Source organism: Mesorhizobium sp. 113-1-2, from assembly GCF_016756475.1.
Lineage (GTDB): Bacteria > Pseudomonadota > Alphaproteobacteria > Rhizobiales > Rhizobiaceae > Mesorhizobium > Mesorhizobium loti_C.
The window spans coordinates 2,750,746-2,769,323 of sequence record NZ_AP023242.1; the positions used below are offsets into that span (position 1 = coordinate 2,750,746).

17 protein-coding genes are annotated in these 18,578 nt (G+C 64.2%); 9 read left to right on the forward strand and 8 right to left on the reverse strand.

All coding sequences use genetic code 11. The features are described from left to right. Positions 1 to 80: 80 nt before the first annotated feature. Entirely contained in the window at positions 81 to 890 is an 810-nt protein-coding gene (locus JN279_RS13175) for an MBL fold metallo-hydrolase (RefSeq protein WP_202352966.1), read from the reverse strand. 69 nt (positions 891 to 959) lie between these two features. Further along, positions 960 to 1,367, reverse strand: coding sequence for a winged helix-turn-helix transcriptional regulator (locus JN279_RS13180; protein ID WP_244734559.1), 408 nt, complete (start codon positions 1,365 to 1,367; stop codon positions 960 to 962). Positions 1,368 to 1,464: 97 nt separating this feature from the next. Here JN279_RS13180 and JN279_RS13185 point away from each other — a divergent pair, with 97 nt between their 5' ends. The 4 genes from JN279_RS13185 (at position 1,465) to JN279_RS13200 (ending at position 5,786) form a co-directional block, all read left to right on the forward strand. Beyond that, positions 1,465 to 2,460 (forward strand): quinone oxidoreductase family protein, encoded by a 996-nt coding sequence (locus JN279_RS13185; protein ID WP_202352968.1) that lies wholly within the window; start codon positions 1,465 to 1,467, stop codon positions 2,458 to 2,460. 107 nt (positions 2,461 to 2,567) lie between these two features. Next, on the forward strand, positions 2,568 to 3,116 hold the full coding sequence (locus JN279_RS13190; protein WP_202352969.1) for a winged helix-turn-helix transcriptional regulator: 549 nt from the start codon (positions 2,568 to 2,570) through the stop codon (positions 3,114 to 3,116). Next, positions 3,113 to 4,216, forward strand: a complete 1,104-nt coding sequence (locus JN279_RS13195; RefSeq protein WP_202352970.1) for an HlyD family secretion protein — start codon at positions 3,113 to 3,115, stop codon at positions 4,214 to 4,216. Before JN279_RS13190 ends, JN279_RS13195 begins: the two co-directional genes overlap by 4 nt. A 7-nt stretch (positions 4,217 to 4,223) precedes the next feature. Further along, positions 4,224 to 5,786, forward strand: a complete 1,563-nt coding sequence (locus tag JN279_RS13200) for a DHA2 family efflux MFS transporter permease subunit (RefSeq protein WP_096449204.1) — start codon at positions 4,224 to 4,226, stop codon at positions 5,784 to 5,786. Between the two features lie 44 nt (positions 5,787 to 5,830). Here the strand turns inward: JN279_RS13200 and JN279_RS13205 are convergent, their stop codons facing one another. After that, a complete protein-coding gene (locus tag JN279_RS13205) occupies positions 5,831 to 7,087 on the reverse strand; it encodes an RNA polymerase sigma factor (protein WP_202352971.1) in 1,257 nt (418 codons plus the stop codon). Further along, entirely contained in the window at positions 7,084 to 7,488 is a 405-nt protein-coding gene (locus tag JN279_RS13210; protein WP_202352972.1) for a YciI family protein, read from the reverse strand. Before JN279_RS13210 ends, JN279_RS13205 begins: the two co-directional genes overlap by 4 nt. Positions 7,489 to 7,688: 200 nt before the next feature. Here JN279_RS13210 and JN279_RS13215 point away from each other — a divergent pair, with 200 nt between their 5' ends. The 4 genes from JN279_RS13215 to JN279_RS13230 all read left to right on the forward strand — a co-directional run bounded on the left by JN279_RS13215 (position 7,689) and on the right by JN279_RS13230 (position 13,543). Beyond that, entirely contained in the window at positions 7,689 to 8,603 is a 915-nt protein-coding gene (locus JN279_RS13215; RefSeq protein ID WP_202352973.1) for a DMT family transporter, read from the forward strand. Between the two features lie 348 nt (positions 8,604 to 8,951). Beyond that, on the forward strand, positions 8,952 to 10,439 hold the full coding sequence (locus JN279_RS13220) for a family 16 glycosylhydrolase (protein WP_202352974.1): 1,488 nt from the start codon (positions 8,952 to 8,954) through the stop codon (positions 10,437 to 10,439). 35 nt (positions 10,440 to 10,474) lie between these two features. After that, entirely contained in the window at positions 10,475 to 12,220 is a 1,746-nt protein-coding gene (locus JN279_RS13225; RefSeq protein ID WP_096449198.1) for a type I secretion system permease/ATPase, read from the forward strand. 3 nt (positions 12,221 to 12,223) lie between these two features. Next, positions 12,224 to 13,543 carry an HlyD family type I secretion periplasmic adaptor subunit gene (locus JN279_RS13230; RefSeq protein ID WP_202352975.1) on the forward strand — a complete coding sequence of 440 codons (1,320 nt, stop codon included), beginning with the start codon at positions 12,224 to 12,226 and terminating at the stop codon, positions 13,541 to 13,543. Between the two features lie 71 nt (positions 13,544 to 13,614). Here the strand turns inward: JN279_RS13230 and JN279_RS13235 are convergent, their stop codons facing one another. Then, positions 13,615 to 14,925 (reverse strand): hemolysin family protein, encoded by a 1,311-nt coding sequence (locus JN279_RS13235; protein WP_096449196.1) that lies wholly within the window; start codon positions 14,923 to 14,925, stop codon positions 13,615 to 13,617. A gap of 156 nt (positions 14,926 to 15,081) precedes the next feature. Continuing rightward, positions 15,082 to 15,789, reverse strand: a complete 708-nt coding sequence (locus tag JN279_RS13240; protein ID WP_202352976.1) for an LssY C-terminal domain-containing protein — start codon at positions 15,787 to 15,789, stop codon at positions 15,082 to 15,084. A 110-nt stretch (positions 15,790 to 15,899) separates the two neighbouring features. Between JN279_RS13240 and JN279_RS13245 the strand changes: the two genes are divergently transcribed. Then, on the forward strand, positions 15,900 to 16,613 hold the full coding sequence (locus JN279_RS13245) for a gamma-glutamylcyclotransferase (protein WP_096449192.1): 714 nt from the start codon (positions 15,900 to 15,902) through the stop codon (positions 16,611 to 16,613). A 7-nt stretch (positions 16,614 to 16,620) separates the two neighbouring features. Here JN279_RS13245 and JN279_RS13250 read toward each other — a convergent pair whose 3' ends face one another. After that, complete coding sequence (locus tag JN279_RS13250; RefSeq protein ID WP_096449190.1) at positions 16,621 to 17,427, reverse strand: extensin-like domain-containing protein; 807 nt, start codon at positions 17,425 to 17,427, stop codon at positions 16,621 to 16,623. 101 nt (positions 17,428 to 17,528) lie between these two features. Beyond that, positions 17,529 to 18,572, reverse strand: coding sequence for an extensin family protein (locus JN279_RS13255; RefSeq protein ID WP_096449188.1), 1,044 nt, complete (start codon positions 18,570 to 18,572; stop codon positions 17,529 to 17,531). Between the last annotated feature and the right edge of the window lie 6 nt (positions 18,573 to 18,578).

The following is an 18,578-nucleotide window of genomic DNA, read 5'->3' on the forward strand; positions in this document are numbered from 1 at the left end:
TTGCGCCGCCCTTTTAGACTCTTCATTTTGACGCAATTCCGGACGGAAAACCGCTCACACTTTTCCTGGAATTGCTCTGGCTATAGCGGCTCAAATCGGAAGCTGCCGCCGGAGCGGACGACACGGCCAATGCCGGGCGAGTCCAGATGCGCGCCGGCAACGAAACAATGATCGTCCGCCGCATGCGCCAGCAGCCGCAACCGGCTCTCGCGCGCCTGGTCCTGATCTTCGTCGAACTCCCACGTCAGCTCAGGCCGATCGAACTGAAGCGATGGGACGTGAACGGTGTCGCCCCAGATCAAGATGCTCTCGCCGCCACTCGAAACGCGAAAGCAGCTGTGACCCACTTCATGGCCATGAGCGCCGATAATGTCGATATGTGTCCCGAGACGGTCCCCGGCATCGAATGGCTCCGCCATGCCGTGAAACCGCTCGAGCCGCGCCACGGCATGGAAGAGGCCGAGTTCCTGCCTGGGAACGAGCAAGCGCGTCAGGCGCGGGAACGCGTCCCGGCCGTCGGCAAGCACGAGGCCATGGATGTGGTCGAGATGCGTATGGGTGAAGCAGACGGTGCGGACTTTTTCGACATCGATGCCGGCTTCGCCCAACGCCTGGGGAAGCCGGCCCATGGTGGGGTGCCAGGCATTCGAGGCGCCGGTATCGATCAGGATGATCTCGCTTCCATCGTCAATCGTGAAGGCGTTGACGGAGAGCCTGAGTTGACCGCCAAACAACGGGACCTGTGGCGGCAAGTCCTCGCCAAAGGGTTTGTTGCCGTCTTGCCAAAGCCGCCTGACCGGCATGTCGACATAGCCATCGCGCAAGGCGGTGATGCGCAGGTCACCAAGAGTGTAGGTCTGATAAAGTTCGCCCGAAGCTATGCGATGCATTTTTGCTGATCCGTTCTGAAGACAATCTGCGATGGGCAGCCGGCGTCGGCAACCCGCCATAATTTCGATTCAGGCCGTGTGTGCGTGCTGGGCCTGCCGTGGCCGGATGATGCAGTCGGCGAGGCGGTGCGTCTCGTCCAGTTCGTCGGCGTGGTGCTGGCCCCACTGGCAGAGCGCCAGCAGGATCGGCTCGAGGCTGAGGCCGAGGCTGGTCGCCGAATATTCAACGCGCGCCGGGACTTCGGCGAAGATCTCGCGGCTGACGAGGCCGTGCTCCTCCATTTCGCGCAGCTGCTGGATCAGCACTTTCTGGGTAATGCCGGGCATTATCGCTTTCAGCGCCGACAGCCGCCTTGGACCATCGAAGAGATGGTAGAGGATGACCGCCTTCCAGCGCCCGGCGATCACCTTCAGCGCCCGTTCGGCCGGCAGCATCGGCAGCCGTTTGATCGGCATTTTCGCGGGCGAACCGGCCATGGTCACCTCCTGGTCAGCAGGGGAGAAATGAGTGTGTAGTCGCGGCTTCGCAGATAGTGGCAAACCATGGCCGATGCCAGTGCGATCGGAGTTTGCCATGAAAGCCGTTCAGTTCACCCGCTTCGGCGGCCCCGAGGTGCTGGAGGTCGTCGACCGGCCGGCGCCAGTGCCGTTGGCCGGCGAGGTGCTGATCCGCGTCCGTGCCGCCGGCATCAACTTCTTCGAGGTGCTGATGCGCGCAGACCGTTACGCGGTGACGCCGCAACTGCCGATGTTTCCTGGCGTGGAAGTGGCTGGTGTCGTCGAGGCCGTTGGCCAAGGGGTGGATGCGGCGCTTCATGGAAGACGTGTCGCGGCGCCGCTGTTTGCCTCGCAACGTCCCTATGGCGGCTATGCGGAGCAGGTGACGATACCGGCCGATCTCGCCGTGCCGCTGCCGGACGAAGTCTCGTTCGAAGAAGCGACGGCGCTGATGGTGCAGGGGCTGACCGCCCTGCATCTGCTGCGCCAGAGCGCGCCGGAGGGCAAGACGGTGCTGGTGCCGGCCGCCGCCGGTGGCGTTGGATCGCTGCTTGTCCAACTTGCAAGGACAAAGGGCGCAAGCAAAGTAATCGCGGCTGCCAGCGACAGGGCCAAACTCGATCTTGCTCTGTCGCTCGGCGCCGACGTGGCAATCGACTACGTCATTCCGGATTGGCCCACACATGTCCGCGACGCCACCGACGGGCAGGGCGCCGACATCATCTACGACACGGTCGGCGGCGCGCTGACGGCGCTGTCGCTGCAGGCGTTGGCGCCTGGCGGCGAGCTGGTGTTTGCGGCGCTCGGCCGGTACGGGCTCGCGGCTTCCGATCTGGAAGCCATGATCGGCCGCAACCAGTCGCTCAGGGGGTTCGCGTTGCTGCCGCTGCTGTCCGCGGACGGGCTGAGAGCCAGCCTGTCGGAACTGTTCCAGTTGGCCGCAAGCGGCCGGCTGCGGGTCGCGATTGGCGGCCGTTTCACACTCGATCAGGCCAGCGAGGCGCACCGCCAGTTGGAGGAGCGCCGTGCGATGGGGAAGGTCGTGCTGGTGGCTGACGGACTCGGTCACTGATGCAATCATTGCTCGCGGCCGAAGGCCGCCATGGTCACATTTAGTGACTTGCATAATGCAACCAACTTCGCTATGTGTCACTTTCATTATGAAAGAGACCTCCAGCCATGGTTGCCAAAACAAGCTTCGAATCCCGCCCGTGCCCCATCGCGCGCAGCCTTGACGATGTCGGCGAATGGTGGAGCATCCTGCTGCTCAGGGACGCCTTCCAGGGGCTGACGCGCTTCGACCAGTTCCAGAAGAGCCTGGAGATCGCGCCCAACATCCTGACGCGCCGGCTGAACAGCCTGGTCGAGCGCGGCCTGTTCGAAAAGCGCGCCTACTGCGAGCGGCCGCTGCGCCATGAATATGTGCTGACCGCCAAGGCGCGCGATTTCCGCCCGGTGCTGCTTTCGCTGCTCGCCTGGGGCAACAAGCATCTGGCGCCAGAAGGCCCGAGCCTTGTGGTGGTGGACAAGGCTGACGGGCGCTGGGCCGAACCGGTGCTGGTCGACCGCCAGACCGGCAGGGAACTCGACGGCGAAGGCTTCACCATGGCGACGGCCCCCAGGGCGACCGAGCGCATGCGGCAGCGCTATCGCTTCAGCAGCGAAGGCTCGGGCCTGCCGCTCATCGACAATGTCGATCAAAGCCGTGAAGAGGCGCGGGGCAAATGAACAAGGTTCTCTCCGCCGCCGAGCTGCAGCCGGCGCAGCCATCGGCCGTCCAGATTCCCGCGCCCGCCAAAAGCCGCCGCAAGCCGTTGGTCATGCTGGGTGCCGCGATCGCGATCGGTGTTGCCGGCTGGTACGGCTTTCACTGGTGGCAGGCCGGCCGCTTCCTCGTCTCGACCGACGATGCCTATGTCGGCGGCAATGTCACGCCGCTGGCGCCACGAGTCGCCGGGCACATCGATCAGATCCTCGTCGAGGACAACCAGCATGTCGCCGCCGGCCAGCTCATCATCCGCATCGACGACCGACCCTTCAAGGCGGCGGTGGAGCGTGCGCAGGCTGCCGTCCAGCAGCAGCAATCGGCCCTCGACAATCTCCGCGCCCAGGTCTCGCTGCAGAATTCGCTGATCGAACAGGCTGAGGCCGATCTCGATGCCAAGAGCGCTGCCGCGACTTTCACCACCCAGGACGCGCAACGCTATGCGGTGCTGGCCAGCACCAAGGCCGGCACGCAGCAGGACGCGCAGAGAAGTCTTGCCGCCGACAGCCAGGCCAAGGCGTCCGTTGCCGCATCCCGCGCCGGGCTTGCAGCGGCCAGGCAGCAGCTCGATGTGCTCAACACGCAGATTGCGGAAGCGACGGCCGCTGTGGCAGCCGCCAAGGCCGATCTCGACACGGCTGAGCTCGATCTTGGCTTCACGCAGATCCGCTCGCCCATCGACGGCCTCGTCGGCAACCGGCTGGCACAGGTCGGCACCTATGTCTCGCCGGGCAGCTATCTCCTGACCATCGTGCCGGAGACAGGCCTGTGGGTCGACGCCAATTTCAAGGAGGACCAGTTGCGCACCATGGCCGATGGCCAGGCGGCGACGGTCTATACCGACATTGCGCCCGACCAGCCGCTCAAGGGCCATGTCACCAGCCTGGGGCCGGCAACAGGGGCGATCTTCAGCGTGATCCCAGCGCAGAACGCCACAGGCAATTTCACCAAGATCGTCCAGCGCGTTCCCGTCCGCATCACCATCGACCCCGACCAGGCGCGGAAGGTCGCGCTGCGGCCGGGCCTCTCCACCGTCGTGACCGTCGACACCGCGTCGCGCTGAGGACGCCATGCCCGAGCGCGCCGCCCCGCAATCCTTCTTGGTCAGCATCCTGCCGTTCATGGTGATGTGCGTGGGGATGTTCATCGCGCTGCTCGACATCCAGATCGTCGCCTCTTCGCTGCAGGACATTGGCGGCGGCCTGTCGGCCGCACAGGACCAGATTGGCTGGGTGCAGACCTCCTATCTGGTGGCGGAAATCATCGTCATCCCGCTGTCAGGCTGGCTGACAAGGGTGTTCTCGACACGCTGGCTGTTCACCATCTCGGCGGCCGGCTTTACGCTCGCCAGCATGCTGTGCGGCTTCGCCTGGAGCATCGAAAGCATGATCGTGTTCCGTGCGCTGCAGGGGCTGCTCGGCGCGTCGATGATCCCGACGGTGTTCACCTCGTCGTTCCACTATTTCCAGGGGCCGAGGCGGGTCTATGCGGCCGCGGTGGTCGGCAGCATCGCCTCGATCGCGCCGACGCTCGGGCCTGTCATCGGCGGCTGGATCACCGACACGCTGAGCTGGCACTGGCTGTTCTATGTCAACGTCATTCCGGGCACCATCATCACCATCCTCGTCGCGCTGCTGGTCAAGATCGACAAGGCGGATCCGTCGCTGCTGAAGGGCGCCGACTATATCGGCATCGTGCTGATGGCGGTCAGTCTCGGTACCGCAGAATATGTGCTGGAAGAGGGCTCGCGCTGGAATTGGTTCGATGACGCAACCATCCGCAATGGCGCTTTCGTCGCCGGGATCACCATGGTCCTGTTCGTTATCCGCAGCCTGACCTATGCGCAGCCGGTGGTCGATTTCCGCGCCTTCGGCAACCGCAATTTCGCTATCGGCTGTTTTCTCTCTTTCGTCACCGGCATCGGCATATTCGCCACGATCTATCTGACGCCGCTGTTCCTGGGCTATGTCAGGGGCTACGACGCCTTGCAGACCGGGCTCGCGGTGTTTTCCACCGGTGTCGCCTCGATGATCGGCGTTCCCGTCTACATCTTTCTCGCCAAGCGCTTCGACACGCGCTGGCTGATGATGTTCGGGCTGGCCTCCTTCGGCGCCTCGATGTGGAGCTTTAGCGCCATCACCAGCCAGTGGGGCGCGGCAGAGCTTCTGATCCCGCAATTGTTCCGCGGCTTCCCGCAGGTCTTTGCGGTGGCGCCTAGCGTCAATCTCGGCCTTGGCAGCCTGCCGCCCGAACGGCTGAAATATGCCAGCGGCCTGTTCAACACGATGCGCAATCTCGGCGGCGCGGTCGGCATCGCCATTTGCGGCGCCATCCTGAACAATCGTACCAATTTCCATTTCCTGACCATCGCCTCGCATCTGACGCCACAGAATGAGGCCGCGATGCGGCTCGTCGACAATGTCGCGCTGCGCTATGGACAGTTGCCCGGCGCGGTGGCGGATGGTCATACCGCCTCGCTGAAGCAGTTGTGGGCGCTGGCCTATCGCGAGGCCTCGACCATGGCCTATGCCGATGCGTTTCTGGTGATCATGGTCGCCTTCGTCCTCGCCACGGCGCTGGTGCCGTTCCTGCGCAACGTCACGCCGAAGGCGCCGCCTCCGGACGCCCATTGAGGCGGACCACTGCACCGGTTCGCGGCGGGTGCGACAGATCGGGGCTAGTCACCCGCGCGAGCCAGCAACAGCGCACGCTCTCTGTCGTTGCCGGTCATTCCTGCGGCCTGGCGGAACGCGGCGCGGGCTTCCGCCTGACGTCCCAGTCTCTCCAGGAGATCGCCGCGCACGGTGGGCAGGAGATGCGAGTCCTTCAGGCGCGGCTCATCCTTCAGCGCTTCGACGATGGCGAGGCCCTGCGCCGGGCCGAACGCCATGCCGACGGCCACCGCCCGGTTGATTTCGACGATGGGCGAGGGGGCCGCCAGGGCAAGCGCCTGGTAATAGGCCGATATCGCGATCCAGTCAGTGTCGGCGGCCGTTGCCGCGCGGCTATGGCAGGCGGCGATCATCGCCTGCAGGAGATAGGGGCCGGGTGCCGATGTCATGGTCATGGCACGGTTCAGGCCGTCGAGGCCGCGCCGGATGAGGGACCAGTTCCATCGGCTGCGGTCCTGGTCGAGCAGCAGGATCGGTTCGCCCGCTTTGCCGGTGCGGGCGGGGAAGCGCGAGGCGTTGAGTTCCATCAGTGACATCAACCCCAGCACCTCGGGCTCGTCAGGCATCAGCGCCGCCAAGGAGCGGCCGAGGCGCAGCGCTTCGCCGCAGAGATCGGCGCGCAGCCAATCCGGCCCGGTGGTTGCCACATAGCCTTCGTTGAAAATGAGATAGACCACCTCCAGCACGGCGGCGAGGCGTTGGCGCCGCACCTCGCTGCGCGGCGTCTCGAACGGGATGGCGGCATCGCGTAGCGCCCGCTTGGCGCGCACGATGCGCTGGGCCACTGTGGCTTCGGGCACCAGGAAGGCGCGGGCGATCTCAGGCGTCGACAGCCCGCCCAGCAGCCGCAGGGCGAGCGCCGCGCGCTGCTCGGCCGGCAAGACGGGATGACACGCGGTGAAGATCAGCCGCAAAAGGTCGTCGTCGATATCCTCGTCGAGTGCGGCCTCGATGTCGGGCATCTCGCGCTCCAGCGCGGCGAGGTCGATGGCCAGTTCGCGGTGCTTGCCGTCGATCATTGTGGTGCGGCGCAGCCGGTCGAGCGCCCGGTTCCTGCCGACCTCAGTCAGCCAGGCGGCCGGGTTGCGCGGGATGCCCTCCCGGGGCCAGCGCTCCAGCGCCAGCAGGAAGGCATCGCCGGCGACCTCCTCGGCCAGCCCGACATCCCTGAGATAACGGACCAGCCTGGCGGTGAGCTTCGGCTGCTCGATCCGCCAAACCGCTTCGATGGTGGCCGCTTCGATGGTGGCTGTGGCCGTCAACCCATCAGCTCGCTGAAGCCTTCCGCCGCCTTCTGGACGTCCTCGGGGAAATCGCTGATCTCGAAGACGCGGCGAACTTCGATCAGGTCATTTTCGCCTGCGGGGCAGCGGCGGGCCCATTCGATGGCTTCTTCACGCGAGCGCACGTCGATCACCCAATAGCCGCCCAGCACTTCCTTGACCTCGGCGAACGGGCCGTCGGTGACAACGGGCTTGCCGCCCTTGAAGCTGACTCGCGCGCCCTCCGACGGCGGATGCAGCCCATCGAGCGCCAGCAGCACGCCGGCCTTCTTGAGCTCCTCATTGTATCGCATCATCCCCTCCACCGCTTCGGCGCCGGGCCTGACATCGGGCGCCGCCTCCGCGTAGCCGCCGGGGATCATCAGCATCATGAACCGCATGGTCGTCTCCTTGTTTGGGTTGGTTCGATGATACGACGAACGGCGAGTGACGAAATCGACACGAAGTGGCAAAAAAGTTCAAATCCCCGGTCGCGCCAAGGGCCGAGGGTGTTGGACCGCCATATGGGCGAGGCTGCCATCTGGCCCTGCCAGTTTGCCCTGATATGTCAGCCTGCATCCGTCACCTAGAGTAAGCCCGCGTGAAGTCATCCAGCCTGGCCGGCGCAATCTCCCCCACGATCCCGGTGCTCGTATGCGTGTTCGGCATCTTCCTTTTGTCCGGCATGGATGCGGCGATGAAGGTGCTGGTCATCGCGGTCGGCGTCTACAACACAGTGCTTTGGCGCAGCATGCTGGCGACCTTGGTCGCGGGCGCAGGCTGGCTGGCAGGGCCACGCTCGCTTCCTGCGCCCTCGGTGCTGAGGCTGCATGCGCTGCGCGCCACGATTGTCGGCATTGTCCTGCTGTGCTTTTTCTGGGGGCTTGCAAGACTGCCGCTGGCGGAGGCGATCGGGCTGAGTTTCGTGGCGCCGCTGTTTGCGCTGCTGCTGGCCGCGCTGCTTCTGGGGGAAAGGATACAGCGCAAGGCGATCTGGGCTTCGCTCGCCGGCATTGCGGGCGTTGTCATCATCGTGGCCGGCCAGTTCGGCCACACAAGCTACGCCAGGGATGCCTTGCTCGGCACAGCGGCGGTGCTCGTCTCGACGGTGTTCTATGCCTACAATCTGATCCTCGCGCGACGACAGGCGCTGCTGGCCAAGCCCATCGAGATCATGCTGTTCCAGAACCTTGGCGTTGCGGTCATGCTCGGTCTGGCAGCCCCCTGGCTCGCCATTGCGCTGCCCGTCAATCTCTGGCTTCCGCTCGCCGGCGTAACGGCACTGTCGCTCGCCGGCCAGTTCCTGATGAGCTGGGCCTATGCGCGTGCCGAAGCGCAATATCTGATCCCGACGGAATACTCGGCCTTCATCTGGGCGATCGCGCTCGGGTGGTTCTTCTTCGACGAGGCGGTGACCTGGACCACGCTGGCGGGAGCCGGCCTTATCGTGGCCAGCTGCCTGATCGCCGCACGCTCGAACCCGAGACTTGCCGAGCCGATCGAAGTCGCGGTTTGAGGGGGAAGCGCCCTCCACGACACGTCGACGCGTAGTTCTCACCGCAGAAATTGCGCCACCCCCTCCAAAAGCAGGGAGCGCTTCTGTGTGACCTGAACCAAATGTATTCATAAGTAGATCGCTGTCTTCGATAAAATTTCATTAAATATTTCGCCAGTCGAATTACAGTCTGTAGACCATGCGTCGGGTTGGTGTGCTTCCAGGTCGGAAAACGTCACTGAATGGTCGATGCAATGGGGAACTCTGTGGCAAGCTCCTGGAACGCTATCGTGCATGGCGATCTTGGTCCGGATGCGGCCGCCTGGGAACGATCCAGGCGGGCCAGGCATTACGAGGAGGATTTATCCGATGAGCTTCTTCGTCAACGCCCTGGGTGTTCCTCTTCCCTACAGCGGCGCTTCCACCCATTGGTACTCGGCGGCAGGGGCCGGGCCGGACTTGTACGGCAGCTCCGGAAACGATTCCTTCTACGGAGCATCCGGTGTCACCATGCATGGTGGCGCAGGCGATGACATCTATTACCTCTATGCGGCGAGCAACAAGGTGGCCGAGGCCGCCGGGGCAGGCATCGACACGATCAGCACATGGATGAGCTATAAGCTCCCCGACAATGTCGAGAACCTCGTCGTCACGAACGCCAACAACTATGCTTTCGGAAATGGGTTGGACAATATCATCACCGCCAAGGCCGGGCACCAGACGCTGGACGGCGGCGCGGGAAACGATGTGCTGATCGATGGCGGCGGCGGTTACGACACTTTCATCGTCTCGAAAGGCAATGGAAGCGACCTGATCGCGAATTTTGCCGCCACCGACACCGTTCGCCTGAATGGCTATGGGTTCACGTCGTTCGACGCCATCCACTCCAGCATGATCCAGGCGGGATCGAACGTGGTGTTGAACCTCGGGTCCGGCGAGATCCTCGAGTTCAAGGACACGACCATTGACAAGCTGCAGCCCAGCCAGTTCGAATTGCCGATCGACAAGTCCGGAATGCAGCTCTCCTTCAACGACGATTTCAACACGCTGAATCTTCACAATAGCCAGGGCGGCACGTGGGACACCAACTTCTGGTGGGGAGCGCCGAACGGCAGCACCTTGACCAGCAACAACGAGCAGCAATGGTACATCGACGCCAACTACGCACCGACGAGTTCCGTCCACCCGTTCAGCCTGAACAATGGCGTGCTCACCATCACCGCGGCGCAGGCGCCGGCCGACATCAAGCCGCTGATCAACAATTACGAATACACCTCCGGCATACTGACGACCCACGATTCCTTCTCGCAAACCTATGGCTATTTCGAAATACGGGCCGACCTGCCCGAGAACGCCGGTGCCTGGCCGGCCTTCTGGCTGCTTCCGGAAGACGGTTCGTGGCCGCCGGAGCTCGATGTCGTGGAGACGATCGGCCAAGCCCCGAACTCGTTGGTCATGACGGCGCACTCGAATGAGACGGGAACGCACACCAAGGTCACGTCGACGGTGAGTGTCTCGAACCCCGACGGCTTCCACACTTATGGCCTGCTGTGGACGCCGGACAAGCTCGTCTGGACCTATGACGGTGTTGAGGTCGCGGAAGCGGCGACGCCGTCCGACATGAACAAGCCCATGTACATGCTGGTCGATCTCGCGGTCGGCGGCTTGGCCGGCACCCCTCCGGACCATTTGGCCACGCCGGCCGAGATGAAGATCGACTACGTCCGCGCCTATACGCTGGACAGTGCCCCGGCAAACGCCCTGAACATCACCAGCAGCAGCACCGCCACGCACAGTGTCGCAACGCACAGCAACAGCACGCTGCACGGCGGTTCCGAATTCGGGGGCCACGCGTAAGGTCTCGGGATCATGCAGCGTCGGGGAATGCGGAAATGACTGGACCATCCGGCCTGCGTCCGGTCTTCATGCGCGCCATCGCCGATGTCGGCGTCTTCTCGCTGTTGATCAACATCCTGCTGTTGGTGATTCCACTCTACCTGCTGCAGGTCTATGACCGCGTGCTGCCGTCCTCCAGCGTCGAAACGCTTGTCTATCTTTCGGTCATCGCGGTTCTCGCGCTCGCTTTCCTCGGGTTGCTGGACGCGATCCGCGCCGTTTATACGCAGCGCGTTGCGGCGACCGTCGACCGGAAGCTGGGTGCCGGCACATTCGCCATTTCGCTTGGCGCAAAATATGCCGGCGGCTTGTCGCCGCTGCGCGACCTTGCCTCGCTCTGCGCCTTCATCAGGTCGCGCGGTGTGGCGGTGTTGTTCGACCTGCCCTTCGCCCCTGTCTTCCTCGCTTTGCTCTATCTCATCCATCCGGTGCTGTTCTGGGTGACGGTCGCCGGCGCGGCGCTTCTGCTTTTGCTGGTCGTGGCCAACCAGCTTGCCATCGGCAGGAACGACGCCTTGTCCGCGGAGCGTTCGGCCTTGGCCAGCCAGGCGGAACAGGCCTTTGCCCGCAATGCGGAGACGTTGCGCGCCATGGGCATGGTGGAGAACGCCGCGCGGGTCTGGGGACGGCACGTGGCGGCTGCGCTCACCTTGCATGACCGTTCCTCGAGTGCCAATGCGATCTTCAGCGGTGCCTCGCGGGCGCTGCGCATGATGCTGCAACTGGCGATCCTCGGCGCCGGCGCATGGCTGGTGCTCAAGGGGCAGATGACGGCAGGCATGATCTTCGCCTCCTCGCTGGTGTCGTCGCGCGCGTTGCAGCCGCTCGACCAGTTGATCGGCGCCTGGCGGCAGATCGCCGACGCCCGGCGCGCGTGGAAAAGGCTGGAGACGGCGCTTGCGGCGCGTCCGGCTGAAGCGCGCAAACTGATCCTGCCCGATCCGACTGGCGCGATTTCCGTGCAGGACGTTTTCTTCATGGCGCCGAATGCGCAGCCCGGCACCGAACCCATCCTCAAGCGGCTGAACTTCCAAATTGGCGCCGGCGAAGCGTTGGCCATTGTCGGCCCGAGCGGCGCCGGCAAATCGACGCTGGCGCGGTTGCTTGTGGGCGCTGCCCGGCCGACCGGCGGCGCGGTCAGGATCGACGGCGCCGACCTCAGGACCTGGGACGAAAACCAGCTCGGAAAGCACATTGGCTACCTTGCGCAGGAGGTGGAGCTGTTTCCGGGATCGATCGCGCAAAACGTCGCCCGCTTCGACCCCGATGCGGATGACGCCGCGATCATCGAAGCGGCAAGGCGGGCTGAGGCGCATGAGCTGATCCTGGCGCAGCGGGACGGCTACCAGACATTGATAGGTCCGTCGGACAGAACGCTGTCGGGCGGCGAACGCCAGAGGATCGGGCTGGCGCGCGCCTTCTACGGCAATCCCAGAATTCTCGTCCTGGACGAGCCCAGCACCCATCTCGACGGCACGGGCGAAGCGGCGCTCGAGGCGGTACTCGCCGCCGCGAAGGCGGCCGGCGTCACGATGGTCGTGATCACGCATCGCCCTTCGATTGCCGCGTCCTGCGACCGCGTGATGCTTCTGCGCGGCGGCGCGATCGAAGCCTTCGGCCCAAGCAGCGAGGTGTTACGGCATTCGGTCGCTGGCAAGGGCCTTCCAGCACAGCCGAATACGGTGGTGACAGGGTCGTTCGCCACGACGATCCGCACGCATAACATGCGCTTTGGATCGTAGATGATGGCAGCGCAGAGCCTCGCCTGGGAGGGCAACCCGCGTACCGACATAAGGCGTGTGGCATTCGCCGGATACGCGGCAACAGCCCTGTTGGTGGGTTGCCTTGGCTATTGGGCCGTCAGCGCGCCCTTGGCCGGAGCGGTGATCACACAAGGCACGATCTCGGCGACCGGCGGAAACATCCTGATCCAGCATCCCGAGGGCGGCATCATCAAGGAGTTGCTGGTCCATGACGGCGATCGCGTGCAACAGGCCCAGGATCTGATCGTGCTGGATCCGACAGCCGCGCAGGCCGAGCTCAACCGGCTAACGAGACAGTCGATCGCGCTCAGGGCGAGTGCGGCGCGGCTGGAGGCGGAACGCGACGGGTTGGACAGGCTGGCGCCAATCACCAAACCGGCGCCAGCATCGCTCCAGGCCGATTTCGAAGCCCTGATTCGAGAACAGCAAAAGGAATTCGACGCCAGACTCGCCCGGTTCGGCTCGGAACAATCGATCCTCGCCCAACGCGTAGCCATGCATCGGCAGTCGGTCGTGGCATTGCAGTCCCAGAAAGAGGCCATTCAGCAACAAGCCGAAATCGTGAAGAAGGAGCTCGGCATCAAGACCAGCCTGCTGGACAAGGGCCTCACCAATCGTACCGAATACTCGCAGCTTTTGCGCAGCGAGGCCGATCTCGTCGGGCAGGCCGGGGCGCTGGAGGCCAATCTCGCAGTGGCCAACACCCAGATCGTCGAAGCCCAGGAGCAGACCGAGCGCCTGACCACGCAACGCATGGAGGAGGCGCTGACGAAGCTGGACGAGGTTCGTTCCAACTTGGCCGACGTCGAGGAACAGGTCAGGGCGGCCGAGGCGGTGTTGCGGCGGACGACGATCAAGGCACCGGCTGCCGGCATCGTTGTGTCCTCGACCTACAATGCTAGGGGCAGCGTGATTGCGCGCGGTGAAAAGATCATGGAGATCCTGCCTACGGCGCCGGGTCTGATTGTCGATGCAAGGCTGCGCCCGAAAGACGTCGATCAGGTCCGTGTCGGCCAACCGGCGAAACTGCGATTGTCCGCCTTGAACATGCGGCTCACCCCCGAGGTCTCAGCCACCGTGGCACAAATTTCCGCGGACCGGCTCGTCGACGAGGCAACACATGAGCCCTATTTCCGCGTCAAACTCAGGATTGCCGCCGACCTGCCGCCCGGCGTGAAGCCTGAGCAGCTTTATCCCGGAACGCCGGTCGAGGCGTTCATCAGCACTGGCGACCGGACTTTCCTGGAGTATCTGGCACGGCCGATGCTCGATTCCTTCGCTCGCGCCTTCACGGAGCGGTAGAGGTTGCGGGCCGGACAATCCGCCGGCCTATCATCAATGACCGCCAGGGCCAAAAGCCGAGGGCCGAACAATCAGCGCACCGCTTCGCGCTGGCTACCGGGCAGGCGGGTGGCGATCAGCTTGTCGATGCGGCGGCCGTCGAGGTCGACCACCTCGAAGCGCCACCCTTGCGCGTCGACGCATTCGCCGGTCGCCGGCAGATGGTGCATGTGCGACAGCACATAGCCGGCGACGGTCTCGTAGTCGCGGTTTTCGGGCAGGTCGATGCCCAGGATGTCGGCCATCTCGTCGGCCTGCATATAGCCGGCAAGCAGCCATGAGCCGTCCTCGCGCTTGACTGCGTTTTCCTCGTCGCCGGCATCGAGGTCGGCGCGGAACACACCTGTGATGGCTTCGAGGATGTCGGCCGGCGTGACGATGCCTTCGAAATGGCCGTATTCGTCATGTACCAGCGCCATCGGCACGTCGGATTCCTTGAGCTTGTGCAGAACGTCCAGCGCGTCGGCCTGGTCGTAGACGATGGGGGCGGCACGCACATGCTTGCGCGAGTCGAGCGTGCGGCCGGCAAGGATCGCGGCCAGCACGTCACGGGTCTGGACGACGCCGACCATGACGTCGACGCCGCCGTCGCCGGCCGGCAGGCGCGAATGCTGGGTTTCCATTAAGAGTTTGCGGATCGTCGTGTCGTCGGACTGCAGATTGATCCAGTCGACCTCGGTGCGCGGTGTCATCACCGCGCGCACGGCGCGGTCGCCAAGCCGCATGACGCCGGCGATCATGCGCCGCTCGTCGGATTCGATGGTGCCGTGATGCTCGGCCTCGGCGACCAGCATCTTGATCTCCTCGTCGGTGACCTTCTCCTCGCTTTCACCGCGCTGGCCAAGCAGCCACAATATGGCGCGGCCGGAAATGTCGAGCAGGAACACCAGCGGGGCCGAGACGGTGGCGAGGATGGTCATGGCCGGAGCGGCGCGGGCGGCAACGCGCTCTGGGTCGCGCAGCGCGATCTGCTTGGGCACCAGTTCGCCGACGATCAGCGAGAAATAGGTGATGATGGCAACGACAATGCCGACGCCGAGCGGGTCGGCGACGCTTTCGCGCATGCCCGCCGAGGCCAGGTACACCGACAGCCGGTCACCCAGCGTGGCGCCGGAGAAGGCGCCGGAAAGCACGCCGACCAGCGTGATGCCGATCTGCACCGAGGACAGGAATTTGCCGGGGTTGGAGCCAAGCTCAAGCGCCCGGCCGGCGCCGTTGACGCCGCGGTCGATCATCGCCTTGAGGCGTGCCGGCCGTGATGAAACGATAGCGAGTTCGGACATCGACAAAAGGCCGTTCACGCAGATGAGGACGACCACGATAGCAATTTCAACGTATAGCATGAGGGCTCAATAGCATTGCCGCGGGCTGCTCGAAAATAGCGGGCCGCCATTTTTAGAATATGACACCTGTCTTTCAGGCGACATGGCCCGATGGCATTGGGCAGCTCACGCATTTTCATCTTTATCACGGACGGCACGGATCTCGCCGCGGGGCTCTCACTGCTGCTGCTTCAGCACCCCGATGATTGCCTTGCCGTCTGTGAAGTAGGGGTCGCCGCCGCCATTGCGTCCGGTTTTGGTGGCGCCGATGCCTGCCATCTCGCTGGTCGATGCCAGCAGACCGGCTGCGTTGAGGTCGCCGATCAGGAAGTCGCGTTCGGCATCGATGTCGAGACCTATGTGATGGGTGATCGCGCCCGTGTCGTGGCTGAGGCCGACGCCGCGATCGAAGCTGGCGGCACCCAGCCAGAGCGGGCGGCCATCGTCTCCGACTGTATCCGTCTGCCAGAAACGGACGTGGTGGCGCCGGTCGGCGCTGTCGCCGACCGGCTTTTCGAAAGCGAGATCCTGGGCGCGGCCTTCGAACAGCAGGCGGCTCATCGGCGCATCGGGATAGGGGCGGGAAAACAGGACACTTTCGCCGATGTCGATGGCGGTTCTCAAGGTGACGGCGTCAGCAGTGTCCCAACCGGCAATAGCGAAGGCATGGACCACCTCTCTCTCGCTGCCGACAAGGCCGATATTGATCGGGTCACCGGGAATGCCTTGCGGCGTGTGCGTCACCATTTCGAAGCGCTGGTCGCGAAAGCCGCGCTCGCGAAATGTCCAGAATTCCGGCGCGGCGATATAGGCAAGCGCGACCCAGGCGCCCAGCAAGGACGCCAGCCAGATTGTCGCGCGTCGCCGAAGGCTTCGTTGGCTCATGAAGGAGGCTCGATTCGTGCGGTATCTGTTGCCTGACGGTCTCTGGAAATCAATGGCCAGCGATGCGCAGCCGGTCTATCGTCGGCCATCGTTTTTGCGTGGGGGCAGGAATGAAGGGGAAACCGGCAGGCCGCGGACCGATGGCGTTGACCGCCGACCTTGTCGCGCGGGTGGAGCGCATCGAACCGGATCCCGGCCCCGAGCCTGGAACAGCCGAGCATACCGACGCGGAGTTCGACGGCCTTGTCGAGCAACTCTTGTCACAATACCGGCCTGAAGCGCTGTGGGTGTTTGCCTACGGCTCGCTGATCTGGAATCCTGAATTCGTACCGGTCGAGCAGCGCCCGGCCACGGCGCCAGGATGGCACCGCTCATTCTGTCTGAAACTGACGCGCTGGCGTGGGACCCGCGAATTGCCGGCCCTGATGCTGGCTCTCGACCGCGGTGGCAGTTGCAACGGCATTGTTTACCGGCTGCCCGTGGAAGATCATTTCGGACAACTCGGCCAGTTGATGCGCCGCGAGATCGATGCCAACCCGCCAACCAATGTGCCGCGCTGGATCAAGGTTCAGACAAGGGACGGTCCGCTACGCGCCCTGGCCTTCGTCGCCGCGCCGGGCGGCAGGGCCTATGCAGGACGGCTGGCGCCGGAGCAGGTTGCGGACACGCTGGCGCGGGCCGCCGGACATTGGGGCTCGTCGGCGCAGTATCTGTTCAGGACCGTCAGCAAGCTGGAGGAAAGCGGTATCCACGACCGGAACCTCTGGCGAATCCAGGATCTTGTGGCACGACACATCATCGCTTCCGGCGTCGGGCCTGCCTGATCAAGTGCTAGCGGCAGGCGCGGTACCCGCTCTTGCGGTTCTTGATGTCGAAGTGGAAATGGTTGCGGTGGTCGTAATTGTAGCCAGGCCCTAGCACGGTGGTGAAATACTGGCAGCCGTCGGCACGCACATTGTTGAGGAAGCCGCGCGTGCGGAAGGCGAACAGGCCGGGTTTGCGCACGTCGATGTCGTCGCCATTGTTGAGCTCGATGCTCATCACGTCGAGCGCATTGCCCTTGCCGTGCTCGGACAAGACACCTTCGCCGGCGATGTTGCGGCAGGAATAGCTCGAGCCCTGGTGGATGGTCTTGACGCCGGAGAAGTAGCGCCAGCGGGCGGAGGGAACGAGTTCGTTCTTTGTCCAGGCCGCGAAGGTGGCGGCCATGTCGCAGGTCAGCGTCGCGGCGGGCTTCATCTCGACACTGCCGATGGCCGTGACCTTTACGGGATAGTCGATGCCGCACTGGCCTTCATGGATCGGCGCCAGGTCGGTGTAGGCGACATCGAGGCGCTTCAACTGCTGACGGCAATCGATTTCGCTGGCCGGTATCTGTTCGACCGGCGACATCGGGGTATCCATGCGCGGATAGGCGGCCTGCGTCATGTAGGGGTTGGAGGGGACAAGCCGCTGCATGCCCGTATATTGCGGTACGGCCGATGTTTGCGCGCCGACATCGACGGCAGGCTGCAGCGACAGCACGCTGCCGGTGTTGCAGGCCGAAACCGCGGCTAGGGCAAGGCCGGCGGCCAGCAGTGTCGCGGGTTTCGATTGGCGCGCGGTGGCGGAAAACACGGCGCGAAATTTGCCGGCCATTTGCAGAATCCTGATTCTGGATACCCGGCATTTTAACGATCAAGGGTAAAGGAAAACTCAGCGCCCGCATTCACGCCTGAGGCTGAATTGCGGCGGCGATCCTATTGGCAGAACGTGCCGCCATGCCTGCGTGGCTCGAGATCGAGATGAAAGTGCAAGGCGTGGTCGGCGTCGGCGCCGGGCCCGAGCACGGTCTTGAACGGACCGCAGGCGGCCTTGCGCACGGCGTTGAGGAATTCCGCGTCCTTTTCCGGCGGCGATGGGCTGATTTCGATCTTCCTGCCGTCCGACAAGGTGAAGCTGGCGATGTCGAGCGCGTTGCCGAAGGCGTGCTCCGACAGTTTCCGGGTGCCGTGGCGCGGCCGGCAGACGAAGGCCGAGGCTTGGTTGGTCGATTTGAGGTCGGCGCCGAATTCGGCTTTCGCCGCCGGCTGAATGACGTCGGCGGCAAAACGCGCCGCCGCTTCGGCCATTGGACAGTTGAGCTCGGTGCTAGGGGCAATCGCGATCGACTTGCCAAGTGACTTCAGAATGATGGGGTAGGGGATCGCGCAGCCGATTTCGGGACTGCTTTCCGCCTTGTGCTCCTCGAATTCGACGCCGAGCGCCTTCAGCCGTGCGCGGCAGGCGACTTCCTCGGCAGGCATCTTTTCGCCGGGCCGGTCGGCCGAGCGCGGATCGGGAAGCATCCTCTCGTCGCCGGCATCCGCCGGTTTTTCAGGCTGCTGCGGGGCCACCGTCGGCGGCTGAGCCTCAGGTTTCGCGGTGTCGGGCCTTTGTGTCGGGATCGGCACCTCGGCTGGGGGCTCAGGTTCGCTTTCGGTCTCGGTTGACGGCTCTCGGGCCGAGGGTTCGGAGGCTGACGGCTCGGGGCGTGGCTGCTTTGCCTGACGAGACTTTTCCTCATTGAGCTGGTTGGAGGCGTCGGGGGTCTTTGGCCCTTCCGTCTTTTGCACTTCCACCGTTGCGGCGTCGGTCTTTTGCGCTTGTGCGGGACGTGGCTCAGGCACCGGAACAGTGGCGGACGAGGTCTGCTGGTCCTGGGTTTCCTGTGGCGCCTGCTTTGGCGGCTGCTTACCCCGCGCTCTCACGCGCTGTTTGACCCTCGGCGGCTGGTCCAGACGCTGTGTCGACGACTGATCCATCCGAGG

Bases quoted from the DNA above. Each gene is read 5' to 3' on its own strand.
- JN279_RS13195 (WP_202352970.1), top strand. From the start codon at position 3,113: ATGAACAAGGTTCTCTCCGCCGCCGAGCTGCAGCCGGCGCAGCCATCG.
- JN279_RS13230 (WP_202352975.1), top strand. From the start codon at position 12,224: ATGGCAGCGCAGAGCCTCGCCTGGGAGGGCAACCCGCGTACCGACATA.
- JN279_RS13225 (WP_096449198.1), top strand. From the start codon at position 10,475: ATGACTGGACCATCCGGCCTGCGTCCGGTCTTCATGCGCGCCATCGCC.
- JN279_RS13210 (WP_202352972.1), bottom strand. From the start codon at position 7,488: ATGCGGTTCATGATGCTGATGATCCCCGGCGGCTACGCGGAGGCGGCG.
- JN279_RS13175 (WP_202352966.1), bottom strand. From the start codon at position 890: ATGCATCGCATAGCTTCGGGCGAACTTTATCAGACCTACACTCTTGGT.
- JN279_RS13185 (WP_202352968.1), top strand. From the start codon at position 1,465: ATGAAAGCCGTTCAGTTCACCCGCTTCGGCGGCCCCGAGGTGCTGGAG.
- JN279_RS13220 (WP_202352974.1), top strand. From the start codon at position 8,952: ATGAGCTTCTTCGTCAACGCCCTGGGTGTTCCTCTTCCCTACAGCGGC.
- JN279_RS13190 (WP_202352969.1), top strand. From the start codon at position 2,568: ATGGTTGCCAAAACAAGCTTCGAATCCCGCCCGTGCCCCATCGCGCGC.
- JN279_RS13240 (WP_202352976.1), bottom strand. From the start codon at position 15,789: ATGAGCCAACGAAGCCTTCGGCGACGCGCGACAATCTGGCTGGCGTCC.
- JN279_RS13235 (WP_096449196.1), bottom strand. From the start codon at position 14,925: ATGCTATACGTTGAAATTGCTATCGTGGTCGTCCTCATCTGCGTGAAC.
- JN279_RS13250 (WP_096449190.1), bottom strand. From the start codon at position 17,427: ATGGCCGGCAAATTTCGCGCCGTGTTTTCCGCCACCGCGCGCCAATCG.
- JN279_RS13245 (WP_096449192.1), top strand. From the start codon at position 15,900: ATGAAGGGGAAACCGGCAGGCCGCGGACCGATGGCGTTGACCGCCGAC.
- JN279_RS13255 (WP_096449188.1), bottom strand. From the start codon at position 18,572: ATGGATCAGTCGTCGACACAGCGTCTGGACCAGCCGCCGAGGGTCAAA.
- JN279_RS13180 (WP_244734559.1), bottom strand. From the start codon at position 1,367: ATGGCCGGTTCGCCCGCGAAAATGCCGATCAAACGGCTGCCGATGCTG.
- JN279_RS13200 (WP_096449204.1), top strand. From the start codon at position 4,224: ATGCCCGAGCGCGCCGCCCCGCAATCCTTCTTGGTCAGCATCCTGCCG.